This window comes from Micromonospora sonneratiae (assembly GCF_042679305.1).
Taxonomy (GTDB): domain Bacteria; phylum Actinomycetota; class Actinomycetes; order Mycobacteriales; family Micromonosporaceae; genus Micromonospora_H; species Micromonospora_H sonneratiae.
This window is the reverse complement of the sequence record NZ_JBHTMP010000058.1, coordinates 1-15,029: the sequence shown is the minus strand read 5'-3', so window position 1 is coordinate 15,029 and position 15,029 is coordinate 1. Positions and strand designations below refer to the sequence as shown.

Genomic DNA, 15,029 nt, shown 5'->3' with positions numbered 1-15,029 from the left:
GAAAAATGCAGACAACCAACACATCGGTTCTCGCCCGGCGGGTGAGGATCTCCGACGATTTCGCGACGCTTGCCTACGAAGCGGGTTGGGCGACCGAAGCGGTGTTCTTCGTGCAGACCGAGGGCGACCATCCCGACCTCACCATCGCGGTGGAGGTTTCGCCGGACGGCGTCAACTGGGTCCGCCGGGCGGGCGCGACACTCTATGCCTCGCAGTCGCTCGTGGACGTGCCGGTGGCGTCGTTCGGCAACTGGTTGCGGGTCGTCATCACCGGTGCGACGAGCGAGCAGCCCGCGCGGGTGCTCGTTCACGTGAATCTCAAGGGCTGAGCAGGCCGTGGAACATGGCGGCATCGCCGCCATGTTCCACACCGCATCAATGGAGTGAGAGTGTTCATCACCGAACCACCCCGGGATGTTCCGGTCGTCGGCAGCTTCGACGTCGTCGTGTGCGGCGGCGGTCCTGCGGGCCTCACCGCCGCAGTGGCGGCGGCCCGCAACGGAGCCAGGACGTTGCTGATCGAGCGGTACGGCTTCATCGGCGGCATGTCGACCAGTGCGCTGGTCACCCCGATCAGCGAGTTCCGCCACAACGGCAAACAACACATCGGCGGCATCCCCTTCGAACTCCTGCGGAACGCGGCCGAGCTGGGCGGCGCCGACGTCTCGCGCGACAGCGGGAACTACCCGATCAACGACGAGATCCTGAAGCTCGCGGCGCAGCGGCTCCTGCTCGACAGCGGTGTGACGCTGCTCTACCACTCCTGGGTGTCCGGCTGTGTCACGGACGACGGTCGCGTCACCCACGTCATCGTGGAGAACAAGGCGGGACGGGTCGCCTACGAGGGCAAGGTCGTCGTCGACTGCACCGGTGACGCCGACATCGTGCGGGCCGCCGGCTTCGAGACCGTCAAGGGTGACGTGCTGCAGCCCGCCTCCCTGTGGTTCCAGCTCGGTGGCGTGGACACCGACGCGCTGGCCCCGCTCTTCGGGGACGCCGTCAACGGCGTCCTGCCGGTCTCCGACGTGATCCGTGGCAGACTCGCCGAGCTCAACGCACAGGGGAAGATCCCGGTCTTCGGTGGCCCGTGGATCAACGGGTTCTTCCACGACGGCATGGTCAGCATCAACCTGTTGCGGGAGGCCACCGACGCCAGCGATCCCGAGTGGTTCACCCGCACCGAATGCAGCCTGCGCGAGAACCTGCACCTGATCATCGAGGTCATGCGGGAGAACTTCCCGGAGTTCAAGGACTGCTGGCTGGCGAAGTCGGGCATCCAGACGGGCGTGCGCGAGACGTATCACATCGTGGGCCTCTACCAGCTCACGAGGGACGACATTCTCAACCCCAAGGCGTTCCCCGACACGATCGCCAAGGGCGCGCACGTCATCGACATCCACGAGAACGACAGCATCGACCAGAACGAGCTCGTGCTTCCCAAGCAGGAGTACAACGTTCCCCTCAGGTGCCTGGTGCCCCGGGGCAGCATCAACCTCGTCACCGCTGGGCGGTGTCTCTCCGCCGACGGGCCCGGATTCGGCTCGGTGCGCGTCATGGCGACCTGCATGGCGATGGGGCAGGGGGCTGGCACCGCGGCGGCCCTCGGCGTGGAGAAGGGCTACAGCATGTCGGACGTGGACTTCGGCGTACTCCGGCAGCGGCTCGTCGACCAGGGTGCGATCGTCGACTTCGACAACGTGAACCAGGGAGTGAGGTAGCGGTGAAGCGTCTGGGGAGGTCCGTGCTGGGCCTGCTGCCGGACAACGTCGCCGTGCCGCAGTACGGCGACCAGGACGTACGGGTCGGGATCGTGCAATTCGGGGTGGGCAACTTCCACCGAGCGCACCAGGCCATGTACCTCGACCGGCTGATGAACGTCGGGCTGGCCCGGGACTGGGCGATCTGCGGGGTGGGCCTGCTGGAGCGCGACGCGCGGATGCGCGACGCCCTGCGGGGGCAGGACGGTCTCTACACCCTGACCCTGCGCCACCCCGACGGTACCGACGAGACCTCGGTCGTCGGCTCGATCCCCCGCTTCCTGTACGCCCCGGAGCAGCCCGAGGCGGTGCTGGAACAGCTGGTCAGCCCCGACGTGCGCATCGTCTCGCTGACCATCACCGAAGGCGGGTACGTCGCCGACCCGATCAACGGCAGGAACCCCGAGGACGACCCGCTCGTCGCGGCGGAGGTCGCCAGCGGCCTGGCGCAGCCGCGCACCGCGTTCGGCTGGATCGTCGCGGCGCTGCGCGAACGGCGGGCCCGGGGCATCGCCCCGTTCACGGTGCTGTCCTGCGACAACATCCCCGGCAACGGGCAGGTGTGCCGGATGTCCGTGGAAGGTGTCGCGCGCCTGGTCGACCCGGAGCTGGCGGAGTGGATCGCTGCCGAGGTCGCCTTCCCCGCCACGATGGTGGACCGCATCACCCCGGTCACCGCGCCGGCCGACCTCGACCGCGTCCGGGAGACGCTCGGGGTCGAGGACGCGTGGCCGGTGGCCAGCGAACCGTTCACCCAGTGGGTCGTCGAGGACCACTTCCCGACCGGGCGTCCGCCCCTGGAGCAGGTCGGCGTCACCCTCACCGCAGACGTCGAGCCGTACGAGGCGATCAAGCTGCGGCTGCTCAACGGCGCGCACCAGGCGATGGCCTACCTTGGGCAACTGGCCGGCTTCACCTACGTGGACGAGGCCTGCGCCGATCCACGGTTCGCCGGCTTCGTGCGTGCGTACATCGAGCGCGAGGGGGTGCCGACCCTCACCGTGCCCGATGGCTTCGACCTGCCCGGCTACATCGAGCAGCTCTTCGAACGTTTCGGCAACCCCCAGGTACGCGACCCGCTCGCGCGGCTGTCCGTGGACACCTCCAACCGCATCCCCAAGTTCGTGCTGCCCGTCGTGGCGGACCGGCTCGCCGCCGGTTCGTCCTGCCCGGTCGGCGCGGCCGTGATCGCGGCCTGGCGAGCCGGGTGCCGGCTGGCGGCGCAGGGGCGCTTCACCCTCGACGACACGGACGCCCCGTCGCTGGTCGCCGCTGCCAGCGGCAACCGGCGTGACTTTCTCACGCAGGTTCCCACCCTCGCCCCGTTCGCCGCGAACCCGGGTTTCGTCGCCGCCTTCGAACGCGCCGCCGACCTTCTCGAACGCGGCGGCCCGGACGCCCTGATCGACGGCATCGAGTAAGGCGGTTGTCATGCACAAAGTCATCTCGTTCGAGCGCGGGCTCAGCAGGTTCAAACCCCTGGAGAACGTCGTCGTCTACGACGACTTCGACCTCGGCTTCAACGGCTGGCTCGACCTGACGCCCAACTTCGTCGGTCCCGGGTTCCACCAGCAGCAGTCGCGACTCGACCTCGGCTCCTGGGGCCCGGCCCAACTCAGCGCCGCACCGATGCGCTTCGCCGCCTCGCACGGCTCCATGGAGGGCACGTACTCGCTGAAGCTCCCCACCCGGGCGGCTGCCGGCCCGTACGAGCAGCCCCCGATCGCCGGCAGCATGAGCACAGCGATCAAGCGGCTGTCGCTGAACGACCCGGAGGCGCGCTACGTGCAGCTCGAGGCGTGGTACAGCTACACGCCGCACCAGGACCGCGAGGGCCTCGGCGAGGAGGACATCCGCGCCTTCGGGATGTGGTTCGACATCCAGGACGGGGAGCACCGCTGGCAGCCCGGGGTCCGGTACGTGAATTCCGTCAACGGTGAGCTGGTCAAGAAGTGGCAGTACTGGCAGGTCTCCGACGGTGTGACCCGGCAGCAGTGGACCGGGCTGGAGAACGGGTGGGAGCAGGTCGGGATCGACGCCCTCTGGTGTGGTCGTCGCTACGGTGACGGCTCCGCCGACGGCTTCCAGTGGATCCCGGGCGGTGCGCAGCAACTCGTCTACAACGAGAGCCCGGACAAGCTGAACTGGATGTACATGCGGCTGACCGTCGACGTCGTCGCTCGCGAGTACGTCGAGTTCCAGAGCGTCGACAAGGTCTTCGACCTGCGCGGACGCAAGGCCACCCTGTCGCCCAGGTACGCCGGCATCACCCAGCTCATCAATCCGGTGTTCTACATCGAGGCGGGAGCGGACCGGATCGTGAACATGTACATCGACTCGGTCGTCTACTCGACCGGTGCCACCTTTCCCGCGAAGCGAGGAGCGATCTGATGCTCACCTCCGCCACCACGCTCGTCGAGCGGCGCACGGTGCTCACGGGCGACTTCGGAACGCACCCGTACGAGGCGGGGTGGGCCACCGAGGCGCTGTTCTACGTGCGGACCGAGGGACCCCATCCCACGCTGACCATTCAGGCGCAGGTCTCACCCGACGGCGTGGACTGGCTGGACCGCGGCACACAGGTGACCATGCCGAGCGACTGCTCGCTGATCGACGTGGAACTGTACGGGTTCGGCACGTGGATTCGCCTTTTCATCACCGGGTCCACGTCAGAGCAGCCGACGACTGTGTTGGTACATCTGGCGCTCAAGGGCTGACCGGTTCATCCGGAGCAGGATCGAGGCTTGCGATGCGACCGACCGCTGACCGTCCAATTCGCCGCGTCTGGCAACGGTATCAGCGAACCGGCGCTTGCGATGCCCGAGGCCTCCGCCGCTACCATGGACTGTCGCACCCGGGATCGATGTTGTGATTCCATGAGTGAATCTATGAGGAGACAGGCATCGATGTCAGAGCGACTCGAGGCGCCCCGCTACGCGACGATGCGCGACGTTGCGGCGCTGGCGGGAGTCGGCGTGAAAACGGTGTCGCGGGTGCTCAACGGCGAGCCGAACGTTTCCGACCAACTGAGGGAGCGCGTCAATCGCGCGGCCGCCGCTCTCAACTACGAGCTCAACGTCTACGCCGGAGGCCTGCGGCGCGCGGGCGCGCGTACCAATGCGATCGGGCTGATGCTGGAGAGCGTCGACAATCCCTTCTCCGCCGCGATCCATCGAGGCGTCGAGACCGTGATGCGCCGACACTCGATCGTCGTGCTCGCGGAGAGCTTCGACGAGGACCCGGGCCGTGAGCGAAGCGTCGTCAAGGACTTCCTGCGGCGGCGCGTCGACGGCCTCATCCTCACCACCGTCTCCCGCGATCAGGCGTACCTCTCGGCCGAAGTCGCCCGCGGCACGTCGATCGTCTTCGTCGACCGCCCAGCCGTGTCCGTCGCGTTCGACTCGGTCGTCTCCTGCAACTTCGACGGTGCGCTCATAGCGACCCGCCACATGCTGCAGCACGGCCACCGGCGGCTTGCTTTCATCGGCGGCAACCAGCAGATCTGGACGCTCCGGGAACGGCGGCGCGGCTTCCTCGACGAGCTCGACCGCTGGAACATCGAATGCCCACCGGCCCACGACGTCACCGGTCTGATCGGCGAGGAAGAGGCACGGCTGGCGGCGCACGCCATGCTGGACGCCCCCGAGCCGCCGACGGCGATCTTCCCGACGCAGAACCGCTTGGTCGTCGGCGTCGTGCGTGCGCTGCATGAGCGTGGCGCCCAGCACCGTGTGGCCATGGTCGGGTTCGACGATGTCGAGCTTCTCGACCTGCTCGATCCGGGCGTGACCGTCGTTGCCCAGAACCCACATCGCCTGGGCGAGCTCGCGGCCGAGCGCCTACTCGCGCGGATGGCGCGCAAGCCGCTCGAACTGGAGACGCTCAGGGTTCCGACGAAGCTCGTCGAGCGCGGCTCGGGGGAGATACCGGGCCCGTACGCCGCCGAAGTGGCGAACATACCTCGCCCCATGGACAGGACGGGCTGACCGAGCGGTGCGCGACGTGGGCACCGCAACCGTGCCGGGACGCGGGCAACCGCAACCATGCCGGGACGCGGGCAACCGCAACCGTGCCGGCGGGGACGGGTGAGGGCTGTCCGAACGAGGTTTCGCCCGCCACGACCAGGGGTGCGGCGTCCGCATCGGGCGCTGCGGTCGCCGCCCCCACGCTCCGACCGACGCGCCGCCACCCTGTCCACGAACGGATCGAACGGCGGCCCGTACTCGGCGTCGGCGGGCTGATCCTGGGCTAGCCGGCCAGTGTCGGGAGGTGGCGCTCGACGATCGGCAGCACCTCGGCAACGGTGACCGGGCGGCCGAGTTCGGCGGTGAGCGAGGTGACGCCAGCGTCGCGGATCCCGCACGGGACGATCCGGTCGAAGGCGGTCAGGTCACAGTCACAGTTGATCGAGAAGCCGTGCAGGGTGACGCCCCGGGCGACCCGGATACCGATCGCGGCGACCTTGCGGGCCGGCCCCCGGTCGTCCTCCGGCACCCAGACCCCGCTGCGGCCCTCGACCCGTCCGGCGGTCAGGCCCACCTCGGCGCAGACGTCGATCAGCATCTGCTCGGTACGGCGTACGTAGGCGACGACGTCGACCGGCTGTCCGCTGTCCGCCCCCGGGAGCTTCATGATCGGATAGCCGACCAACTGCCCAGGGCCGTGCCAGGTGATCTTGCCGCCCCGGTCGACGTCGACCACCGGCGTGCCGTCCATCGGTCGGTCCCACGGTTCGGTGCGCTTGCCCGCCGTGTAGACACTCGGGTGCTCCAGCAGCAGCACGGTGTCGGGTCGTTCCCCAGCCACCACCGCCGTGTGCAGGCTGCGCTGTTCGTCCCACGCGGCCTGATATTCGACAACCCCGAGTCGTACGGCCGCCAGGCCGGAAATCGTGCTGGTCACGACGCCCAGCCTAGCCCCGTTCACAGGCACGGACGCCGGTGACGACGGTCACCGGCGGGTCGTGCCCCGGTCAGGCCGGTGGGACCCGCCATAGCCAGACGTCGCCGACCCGTTCGGGTTGGCCGAACAGTTCGGTGGCGGTGTCCCGTAGCGCCGTCAGGTGGATCGGGAACTTCGCGCCGTGTACCTGATCGGCCAGCACCACCACCTCGACCCGCCAGTAGCGCAGGTCCGCCCGCGCCTCGGCCCGGTCGGCGTTGGTGATCGTCGGCACGATGCCGGTCTGGGCTGCCCGCAGCAGCACCGAGTCGGTGTAGCGCGGCACCGGTCCGATCTGCCCACGGCCGTCCGGACCACCCGGCCCGAGGAAGAACCCGGACGGGATGGCGAACTCGCCCTGCCGGTGGGCCAGCGCGTACGCCTGCCAGCGTTGCCCGTCGGGTGTCACGTCCAGGGTGAGTGGCAGCGGTGTCAGTGCGCCGCCCGGCGAGACGTACTCCCGCCAGGTGCCCGAGGTGATGAACGTCGGGATCGGTTCACGTTGGATGGTCAGCAGGGGTACGGGCAGCAGCGGCAGCAGCGCCAGCGCGAAGGCGGCTGCCCAGCCGAGACGGACCGGGCGGGAGCGTGGTCCGGTGGCGATGAGGCGGTCCACCGCGTACGCCAGCAGCAGCCCCACCACCGGGGTCACCACCAGGGCGAGCCGGGAGGGGAGGGCGGCGTTGAAGACCGGCAGCTTTCCGAGCAGCGCGTACGGCAGCGGCACCTCGGTGTGCTCACCGAAGATCTTCACGCGTGGCCCCCAGGAGAGCACGGTGAAGACGAGCGCGGTGACGCCGAGCGCGCGTAGCGTCGCGCGCCGGCCGGGATCAGCGGCGCGCCACAGCAGGACGAAGCAGACGATGGCCAGCACCAGCAGCGGCAGCCCGAGGAAGGAGTTCTCCTCGGTCGGGTTCGGGGCCAGCGAGGTGTCCAGCCCGGCCACACCGGCCAGCGACCGTTGCGGGAACGCGCCGTACGCGGCGATGTCCTCGGCATGGATGATCGGGTCGAAGCCGGTGCCGTGGAACCGCTGCGGGCCGAAGAAGTGCAACCACAACGGGTACGCCAGCAGGACGAACGCCACGGCTGCCGCGACTGCGAGACCGCGTAGGAAGCAGGGCAGGGCGGCGCGTACCTCGGCCCGTTGCGCCCGGGTGAGCGCCCAGGTGCCGAGGAACACCCCGAGGGCCAGGGCGGTGAAGAAGAGCCCCTCGGCGGCGATGGAGAACGCGACGGCGATCAGCACGCCCAGTACGAGTCCGTTGCGCAGCCAGCGGCCCGGTTGCCGCAGCTGGAACACCCGCCAGACGATGATCGGCACCAGCCAGCCGGCGGTCCAGTTCAGGTGGGCGTTGGCGTGCGCGACCATGCCCGGCGCGAAGCCGATGAACAGCCCGCCGAGCAGCGCGGCCAGCCGGCTGCGCAGCAGGTGCCGGGAGAGCAGCCAGTACCAGGCCAGGGCGGTGCCGGCGAGGTTGAGGGTGAGGACCACCAGGAAGGTGGCGGGCGGGCCGATCAGGTAGGTCAGCGGCGCGAAGACCGCGGCGTACACGGTGATCGAGGTGTTGACCGCGAGGTTGACCCCGTCCGGGACGTTCAGCAGGTACGTGAAGAGCGGGTTCTCGCCGTGGGTCAGGGCGTGTGCCCCGTAGGCCAGCAGCCACTCGAACAGGGCCTGGTCGCTGGAGTTGACGGTGATCGCCCGTTGGTTCGGGGCACTCCACAGCCCACTGGTCACCCAGAGCGCCAGGACGATGGCCGCGACCACGGCGATCAGGTCGATCCGGCGGTTCCACGGCGGGGTGGCCGGGACGTCCGAGGATTCGGGCGACGGTTTGGCGAGCTGGGACGGCGGGATCGGCACGGGCCGGAGGTTACCAACAGTCGGGCGACACGCCCATGTCATGGCCCAACTTGACGAGGTTATTGAAAATGACTACCAATTCTATTGAAGCTCGGAGCGCCTTGGAGGACGCGTACCGTGAAAATCTCTTTTGTTGGAAAAGGCGGCAGTGGCAAGACGACGCTGGCCGCACTCTTCGCCCGGCACCTGGCGGCCACGGCTCCACCGGGCAGTGACGGCTCGGTGCCACTGCTGGCCCTCGACGCCGACATCAACCAGCACCTGGCCACCGCGCTCGGTGCCAGCGAGGACCACGCGGCCCGGCTGCCCGCGCTCGGCGACCACCTGGGCGAGATCAAGGATTACCTGCGCGGCGACAACCCGCGTATCTCCTCGTCAGCAGCGATGATCAAGACCAGCCCGCCGGGTCGGGGATCCCGGCTGCTGTCGGTCACCGGTGCCAACCCGATCTACGACGCGCTGGTCCGCGAGGTGGGTGGCGTCCGGCTGGCGGTCACCGGGCCGTTCGCCGCCGAGGACCTGGGCGTCGCCTGCTACCACTCCAAGGTCGGCGCGGTGGAGTTGATCCTCAACCACCTCGTCGACGGACCCGGTGAGTACGTCGTGGTCGACATGACCGCCGGCGCCGACTCGTTCGCCTCCGGGCTCTTCACCCGTTTCGACGCGACCTTCCTGGTGTGCGAGCCGACGCTGCGCAGCGTCGGCGTCTACCGGCAGTACGTCGGCTACGCCCGTGACTTCGGTGTCCGGGTGTACGTGGTCGGCAACAAGGTGGACGACGACTCGGACGTCGAGTTCCTGCGCGGCCACGTCGGTGCCGACCTGCTCACCTGGATCGGCCGCTCCGGCTACGTCAAGGCCGCCGAGCGCGGTGCGCCGCAGCCGGTCACCGCGCTGGAGCCGGCCAACCGGAACGCCCTCGAACTCATGCGGGCGACCGTCGACGCGGTCGACAAGGACTGGGCCACCTACACCCGGCAGGCGGTGGAGTTCCACCTGCGCAACTCCACCGCCTGGGCCAACGACCGGGTCGGCGAGAACCTCGCCGATCAGGTCGATCCGGACTTCGTACTCGGACCAGAGCCGCTGGTCCGTTGACCCGTACCCGTGACAAAGGAGAGAAGAATGTCCCTCGACGTATCCGCTGACCTGCTCGAGCGAGCCGAGACCGGACAGGTCGACGACGCCGAGTTCGTCGACTGCGTCCGACAGTCCCTGCCGTACGCCTGGGCAGTGGTGTCCGAGGTCGCGAACCGCTCGCGTACGACGTCCGCCGACTTCGCCGACCACTCCGTGCCGCCACCGAGCGAGGCCGAGCGTGGTCAGTTGCTCCGTGCCCTGGCCAGCGACGCCATCCGGGGTGCCCTGGAACGCCACTTCATGGTGAAGCTGGCCTTCCAGAACTGCCACCGGGTGGCGGCGTTCAAACTGCCTGCGGTCGGTGGGGACACCTACCGACGCTTCATCTCGCCAGTGGCCCAGTTGCGTAACCAGTCACCGGAACTCCGCGACTGCTGAGGTGTAGGGAAGGGCTCCTTCTGTCGGCTTCTGCCGTGGAAGGGGCCCTTCCTAACCCGAAAGGGCGGCGCGCAGCGCGGAGGGCAGATCCGAGTGCTGGAAGTTGAAGCCGGCCCGTTGCAGCACCCCGGGCAACACCCGGGAACTGCTGAGCGCTTCGACGGCGAACTCGCCCAGCACGATCCGCAGCGCGATGCCCGGGATCGGGATGATCGCCGGTCGGTGCAGGGCGGCGGCGAGCTCACGGGTGAACTCGGCGTTGGTGACCGGTTGCGGCCCGACCACGTTGACCGGCCCGTCGATGTCGTCCCGTTCGAGCAGGAACACCACGGCGGAGAGCCAGTCGACCATCGAGATCCAGGGGATCCACTGCCGGCCGTTGCCGAACCGACCCGCGATGCCCAACCTGTACGGCAACAGTTGCGGCTTCAGCAGTCCACCGTCCCGATGCAGGGGAAGGCCGGTGCGTAGCCGGACGACCCGTACCCCGGCATCCTCCGCCGGCCCGGTCGCCGCCTCCCAGACCCGGCACAGATCGGAGAGGAAACCGTCGCCAGCCGGGGCGTCCTCCTCGACGGGACGGTTGCCGGTGTCGCCGTACCAGCCGATCGCCGAGGCGTTGATCAGCACGCCGGGACGGTCGTCCGACGGCCGTCCGGCGATCGCCTTGGCCAGGGTCGTGGTGGTGTCGACCCGGCTGGACCGCAGCACGTTCTTGTAACCGGCGGTCCACCGCTTGTCACCGACACCGGCGCCGGCAAGATTGATCACGGCGTCGATGCCGCTCAGGGCCGCCGGGTCGAGCTGCCCGGCGGACGGACTCCACTGGACCTCGTGGGGGCCCCGGGCCGGACGGCGGACCAGTCGGGTGATCTCGTGCCCGTCGGAGCGGAGGCGAGCAGACAGCCGGGTGCCGAGAAAGCCGGACGCGCCGGCGGTAAGTATCCGCATGGCCCCATCTTCGCCCACGCCGCCCATCACCCGGCACCGACCTAGCCGTCAGGTGCCGGTTTGTTGGCCGCCGCGCCCGGGCCGGTCACCGACGGCGGGCCGAACACCGGGCCGGTCACCGACGTAGGCCCCGACACCGGGCCGGTCACCGACGTGGGCCCCGACACCGGGCCGGTACGGACACACCGACGATCCGGTACGGCACGGATAAACAGATCATGCCGTCAACGAGTCCTTCATCAGTGGGTGCCCGACCTGCCCAATTCGCGATGCTTCAACGGGTTCGAGGTTCTGATGTCGGTGAAACGGCTGCTGATCATGGGTCTACTCGGCGTACTGCTGCTCGGTGTCGGGGTGACCACCGTCGGACTGGTCGACCTGTTCCGAGATCCGTCCGGCTCTGCGGCGGCCAGACCGGACCCGTTCGTCTCGGACGCGCCGTCGGTATCCGGCTCGGATACGCCGACCGGGGTCCGCCGGACCACCTCACCGGCCCCCGAGCCGATGCCGACGACGGCCCGACCGGAGGTCAGCTACCCGCAGGCCGGCGGCGGGAAATGGACGATCGCCACCGGACGTACCACGATCAGTGGGCGGGCCGGGCGGCTGATGCGATTCCAGGTGGCGGTGGAGAAGGAGATCAGCGGCGTCGACGCAGTGCAGTTCGCCGCGCAGGTGTTCGCGACACTCGGCGACCCGCGGGGCTGGACGGCCGGCGGCGGGTTCCGGTTCCAACGGGTGGGGCCCGGGGAGCCCCGGGACTTCACGGTCTACCTGGCTACCCCGGCGACCCGTGATGCCCTGTGCGCCGACGGATACGACCGGTACACCTCCTGCCGAAAGGGCGACCGGGTGGTGCTCAACGTGGCCCGCTGGGCGGTCGGCGTACCCCACTACGGTGCGGACCTCGACGTCTACCGCGCGTACATGGTCAACCACGAGGTCGGGCACCGGCTCTGGCAGGGCCACGAGCTGTGCCCGGGAAAGGGCAGACTGGCTCCGGTGATGCAGCAGCAGACGCTGGGCCTGCACGGCTGTGTTGCCAACGCCTGGCCGTACGTCGACGGAAGCCGGTACGCGGGCCGGTCCGGCGCGTACGACGATCCGGTGCCCCGGGTGTGACCGGTTGAACTCTCCGACGGGCCGGTAAACAGGCGGCCCGGGCCAGCATGTCCATCTTGCGTAAGCCGTGGCGAAGGATGGGAATGCAGGCCAACTTCGAGGAGTTCGTGGTGGCGCGTGGCCGTGCCCTGATCCGGTTCGCGTACCTGCTCACCGGCGACGGGTACCTCGCCGAGGACCTGGTGCAGGAGGCCCTGCTGCGGTCGCATCGGAGATGGTCCGCCGTGGAGCGCACCGACAACCCCGAGCCGTACGTCCGCAAGGCGATCCTCCACCTGTACCTGTCCTGGCGCAGCCGCCGGTCGAGCAGTGAGGCTCCGTTCGCCGAGTTGCCCGACCGGCCGGGGCCCGATCAGCCGACCGACGCCGTCGTGGAGCGCGACGAGTTGTGGCTGCTGCTGCGGCAGTTGCCACGCGCGCAACGTGCCGTCGTCGTGCTGCGCTACTACGAGGATCTCTCCGATGCCGACATCGCCGCGCTGCTCGGCTGTTCCAGGGCGACGGTACGGGTGCACGCGTTCAAGGCACTGGCGAAGCTGCGCACCGCGCTGACCAGAAGTCCGGCGGTTACGGCGGGAGTCCGTCATGAATGATCTCGAACAACTCCTCCAGCGGACACTGGTCCGGCACGCCGAGGAGGCACCACCCAGTGGTCAGCTCCTGTACCGACTTCAGGCCCGGGCCCACCGACGGCAGCGACGGCAGTTGACGGCGCTCGCCTGCGGGCTCACCGTGGTACTCGGGATGGTGGTCGTCGGTGTGCAGCGGTGGCCAGGTGGGCAGACCCCGGCCGCTGTCGGGTATCAGCAGGCTGACACGCCGGTTCTGCCGACACCCACCGCTACATCGATCGAGCCGTCACCGTCACCGTCACCGTCGGCGGAGGTGCCGTCGCCGATCACGTTGGCCCTGCGACCGGGCCCGCCGACGGTCGACGCGTTCCCCCTCGAACCGACCCGTGGGCTGCCCGGGTTGCACCAGACCGTGCTGCTCTCGGCCGGCGTCCCGATGCTCAGCTATGGCGGTCCGACCGACGATGCCCGGTGGGTGACCGTGTCGGTCGGTGCCGCCGAGCCGAAGGTGTCGGTGAGCGCAGCCCAGACCTTCCAGGTACGCGGGCGAACCGTGCGGTACGTACCCCGACAGTCGAGCGGCGACGACGAGTGGTTGCTGTGGTGGCCGGAGCGGGCCGGCCAGTGGGTGACCGTTCGGGGCGCCGAGGCGATCAGTGTGAACCATCTGCTGGCCTACGTGGCAGGTGTGACGCGCGGCTCGGCCCCGGTGGTCCAACCCTTCACCTTCAGGCACGTGCCGGCCAACCTGACGGTCGACAACGTCGTACCGTCGATGGTCACGTTTCGACCCGTCGATGTACCACCCGGTGCCGGCACGGAGTTCAAGCTGACGGTCCTACTCGACGAGCGGCTCGCGGCGACGCCCGGTCGCACCGTACAGGTGGGCCAGCTGCGGGGGGTGCTCCGCCGGGAGCGTGACTACACGATCCTCTCGGTCCAGCAGCCTGACCAGCGGGCCGTCACCATCCAGGTACCGCCGAACATCACGGTGACCGAACCGGATCTGCTCCGGTTCGCGGCCGGGATCCGTACCACCCCGGCCGCCGTCGCCGGCAAGGGCTAGGGTCCGGGCCGCACGGGCAGCCGTGACGGCGGCCGAGTCTCCGGCTGGCACCAGTGCACTGTGAGGTGCGAAAGGGCGCCCCGGTCGGTGACCGGGGCGCCCTTCGTCAGGCGTACGCGACGGATCAGGCCAGGCCGAGCTCAGCCTCGAAGTTGCCGCTCTCCAGCCGCTCCTTGATCGCGCCCAGGAAGCGGGCCGCGTCGGCACCGTCGATCAGCCGGTGGTCGTACGACAGGGCCAGGTAGACCATGGACCGCGGCACGATCACCTCGCCGAGTTCCGGGTCGGTGACGACGACCGGGCGCTTGACCACCGCGCCGGTGCCGAGCATCGCCGACTGGGGCGACGGGACGATCGGGGTGTCGAAGAGCGCGCCCCGGCTGCCCGTGTTGGTCAGCGTGAAGGTCGCGCCCGCGATCTCGTCCGGGCTGATCTTGTTGGTCCGGGTACGGTCGGCCAGGTCCGCGATCCGCCGGGCGATGCCAGCGAGGTTCAGATCACCGGAGTTGTGGATGACCGGAACCATCAGCCCGCGCTCGGTGTCGACCGCGATGCCCAGGTGCTCCGCCTCCGGGTAGGTGATCGTTCCGGCGTCGAGGTCCATCCGGGCGTTGACGATCGGGTAGGTCTGCAACGCCTCGACGGCGGCCAGCGCGAAGAACGGCATGAACGACAGCTTCACGCCGTGCCGCTGCAGGAAGGCGTCCTTGGCCCGGGCCCGCAGCTGCGCCACCTTGGTGACGTCCACTTCGACCACGGTGGTCAGCTGCGCCATCTCGTGCAGGGACTCCTGCATCCGCCGGGCGATGACGGCGCGGATCCGGGGCAGCTTCTCGGTACGGCCCCGCATCGGGCTCGGCTGCGGCTTGACGGCCGGTGCGGCTGCCGGTGCTGCTGCCGCCGGGGCAGCCTGCGGTGCCGGCTGGGCGGCCTTCTTGGCCCGCTCCGCTGCGTCCAGCACGTCCTGCTTACGGATCCGGCCACCGACACCGGTGCCGGTCACCGTCGACAGGTCGACGCCGTGCTGGCTGGCCAGCTTACGGACCAGCGGGGTGACGTACCCGGCTGCGTCCTCACCGGTCGCCTGGGCGGCGGCGGGGGCGGTGGTGGCCGTCGAGGCCGCCGGCTGTGCGGCCTGCTCGGTACGGGTCGGCTGGTCGGACTTCTCCGTGGCAGCCGCCGGGGTGGCGTAGGACGCACCCGGCTGCGGAGCCGGCGTGGCCGGGGCAGCGGGG

The 15,029-nt window shown here is 69.5% G+C and carries 15 protein-coding genes; 11 read left to right on the top strand and 4 right to left on the bottom strand.

All coding sequences use genetic code 11. The features are described from left to right. Positions 1–5: 5 nt before the first annotated feature. From ACFQ4H_RS27270 to ACFQ4H_RS27245, 6 genes are all read left to right on the top strand, one after another. On the top strand, positions 6–329 hold the full coding sequence (locus tag ACFQ4H_RS27270) for a DUF6385 domain-containing protein (RefSeq protein WP_377576006.1): 324 nt from the start codon (positions 6–8) through the stop codon (positions 327–329). 60 nt (positions 330–389) lie between these two features. Beyond that, a complete protein-coding gene (locus tag ACFQ4H_RS27265) occupies positions 390–1,718 on the top strand; it encodes an FAD-dependent oxidoreductase (protein ID WP_377576004.1) in 1,329 nt (442 codons plus the stop codon). A gap of 2 nt (positions 1,719–1,720) precedes the next feature. Continuing rightward, a complete protein-coding gene (locus ACFQ4H_RS27260; RefSeq protein ID WP_377576002.1) occupies positions 1,721–3,178 on the top strand; it encodes a mannitol dehydrogenase family protein in 1,458 nt (485 codons plus the stop codon). A 10-nt stretch (positions 3,179–3,188) separates the two neighbouring features. Beyond that, positions 3,189–4,148, top strand: coding sequence for a DUF6772 family protein (locus tag ACFQ4H_RS27255; RefSeq protein ID WP_377575999.1), 960 nt, complete (start codon positions 3,189–3,191; stop codon positions 4,146–4,148). Then, on the top strand, positions 4,148–4,474 hold the full coding sequence (locus ACFQ4H_RS27250; protein WP_377575996.1) for a DUF6385 domain-containing protein: 327 nt from the start codon (positions 4,148–4,150) through the stop codon (positions 4,472–4,474). Before ACFQ4H_RS27255 ends, ACFQ4H_RS27250 begins: the two co-directional genes overlap by 1 nt. Before the next feature lie 189 nt (positions 4,475–4,663). Beyond that, positions 4,664–5,743: a LacI family DNA-binding transcriptional regulator gene (locus ACFQ4H_RS27245; protein WP_377575993.1), complete on the top strand. Its 1,080-nt coding sequence runs from the start codon at positions 4,664–4,666 to the stop codon at positions 5,741–5,743. Between the two features lie 262 nt (positions 5,744–6,005). On the opposite strand, the gene lipB is transcribed toward ACFQ4H_RS27245, so the two are convergent. After that, positions 6,006–6,659 (bottom strand): lipoyl(octanoyl) transferase LipB, encoded by a 654-nt coding sequence (lipB, locus tag ACFQ4H_RS27240; RefSeq protein WP_377575991.1) that lies wholly within the window; start codon positions 6,657–6,659, stop codon positions 6,006–6,008. Positions 6,660–6,729: 70 nt separating this feature from the next. Beyond that, positions 6,730–8,565 carry a DUF2079 domain-containing protein gene (locus tag ACFQ4H_RS27235; RefSeq protein WP_377575988.1) on the bottom strand — a complete coding sequence of 612 codons (1,836 nt, stop codon included), beginning with the start codon at positions 8,563–8,565 and terminating at the stop codon, positions 6,730–6,732. A gap of 117 nt (positions 8,566–8,682) precedes the next feature. Between ACFQ4H_RS27235 and ACFQ4H_RS27230 the strand changes: the two genes are divergently transcribed. Together ACFQ4H_RS27230 and ACFQ4H_RS27225 are read left to right on the top strand one after the other, a co-directional pair. Then, complete coding sequence (locus ACFQ4H_RS27230; protein ID WP_377575986.1) at positions 8,683–9,663, top strand: ATP-binding protein; 981 nt, start codon at positions 8,683–8,685, stop codon at positions 9,661–9,663. Positions 9,664–9,690: 27 nt separating this feature from the next. Next, the gene (locus ACFQ4H_RS27225; protein WP_377575984.1) at positions 9,691–10,083 is read left to right on the top strand and encodes an SCO5389 family protein; all 393 of its coding nucleotides are present in this window, start codon (positions 9,691–9,693) and stop codon (positions 10,081–10,083) included. 51 nt (positions 10,084–10,134) lie between these two features. Here ACFQ4H_RS27225 and ACFQ4H_RS27220 read toward each other — a convergent pair whose 3' ends face one another. Beyond that, positions 10,135–11,034, bottom strand: a complete 900-nt coding sequence (locus ACFQ4H_RS27220) for a TIGR01777 family oxidoreductase (protein WP_377575982.1) — start codon at positions 11,032–11,034, stop codon at positions 10,135–10,137. 300 nt (positions 11,035–11,334) lie between these two features. Here ACFQ4H_RS27220 and ACFQ4H_RS27215 point away from each other — a divergent pair, with 300 nt between their 5' ends. From ACFQ4H_RS27215 to ACFQ4H_RS27205, 3 genes are all read left to right on the top strand, one after another. Further along, positions 11,335–12,156, top strand: a complete 822-nt coding sequence (locus ACFQ4H_RS27215; RefSeq protein WP_377575979.1) for a DUF3152 domain-containing protein — start codon at positions 11,335–11,337, stop codon at positions 12,154–12,156. Between the two features lie 83 nt (positions 12,157–12,239). Further along, positions 12,240–12,749: a SigE family RNA polymerase sigma factor gene (locus ACFQ4H_RS27210; RefSeq protein WP_377575977.1), complete on the top strand. Its 510-nt coding sequence runs from the start codon at positions 12,240–12,242 to the stop codon at positions 12,747–12,749. Then, on the top strand, positions 12,742–13,794 hold the full coding sequence (locus ACFQ4H_RS27205; protein ID WP_377575975.1) for a hypothetical protein: 1,053 nt from the start codon (positions 12,742–12,744) through the stop codon (positions 13,792–13,794). The genes ACFQ4H_RS27210 and ACFQ4H_RS27205 overlap by 8 nt, the downstream gene beginning before the upstream one ends. Positions 13,795–13,918: 124 nt before the next feature. Here ACFQ4H_RS27205 and sucB read toward each other — a convergent pair. Further along, positions 13,919–15,029, bottom strand: a 1,111-nt coding sequence (sucB, locus tag ACFQ4H_RS27200) for a 2-oxoglutarate dehydrogenase, E2 component, dihydrolipoamide succinyltransferase (RefSeq protein ID WP_377575973.1), incomplete at its 5' end; no start/stop codon positions are given.

What these genes read in the sequence shown, in the direction of transcription:
- ACFQ4H_RS27270 (WP_377576006.1), top strand. Translation starts at nt 6, where the DNA reads ATGCAGACAACCAACACATCGGTTCTCGCCCGGCGGGTGAGGATCTCC.
- ACFQ4H_RS27255 (WP_377575999.1), top strand. Translation starts at nt 3,189, where the DNA reads ATGCACAAAGTCATCTCGTTCGAGCGCGGGCTCAGCAGGTTCAAACCC.
- ACFQ4H_RS27250 (WP_377575996.1), top strand. Translation starts at nt 4,148, where the DNA reads ATGCTCACCTCCGCCACCACGCTCGTCGAGCGGCGCACGGTGCTCACG.
- ACFQ4H_RS27245 (WP_377575993.1), top strand. Translation starts at nt 4,664, where the DNA reads ATGTCAGAGCGACTCGAGGCGCCCCGCTACGCGACGATGCGCGACGTT.
- ACFQ4H_RS27225 (WP_377575984.1), top strand. Translation starts at nt 9,691, where the DNA reads ATGTCCCTCGACGTATCCGCTGACCTGCTCGAGCGAGCCGAGACCGGA.
- ACFQ4H_RS27220 (WP_377575982.1), bottom strand. Translation starts at nt 11,034, where the DNA reads ATGCGGATACTTACCGCCGGCGCGTCCGGCTTTCTCGGCACCCGGCTG.
- ACFQ4H_RS27210 (WP_377575977.1), top strand. Translation starts at nt 12,240, where the DNA reads ATGCAGGCCAACTTCGAGGAGTTCGTGGTGGCGCGTGGCCGTGCCCTG.
- ACFQ4H_RS27205 (WP_377575975.1), top strand. Translation starts at nt 12,742, where the DNA reads ATGAATGATCTCGAACAACTCCTCCAGCGGACACTGGTCCGGCACGCC.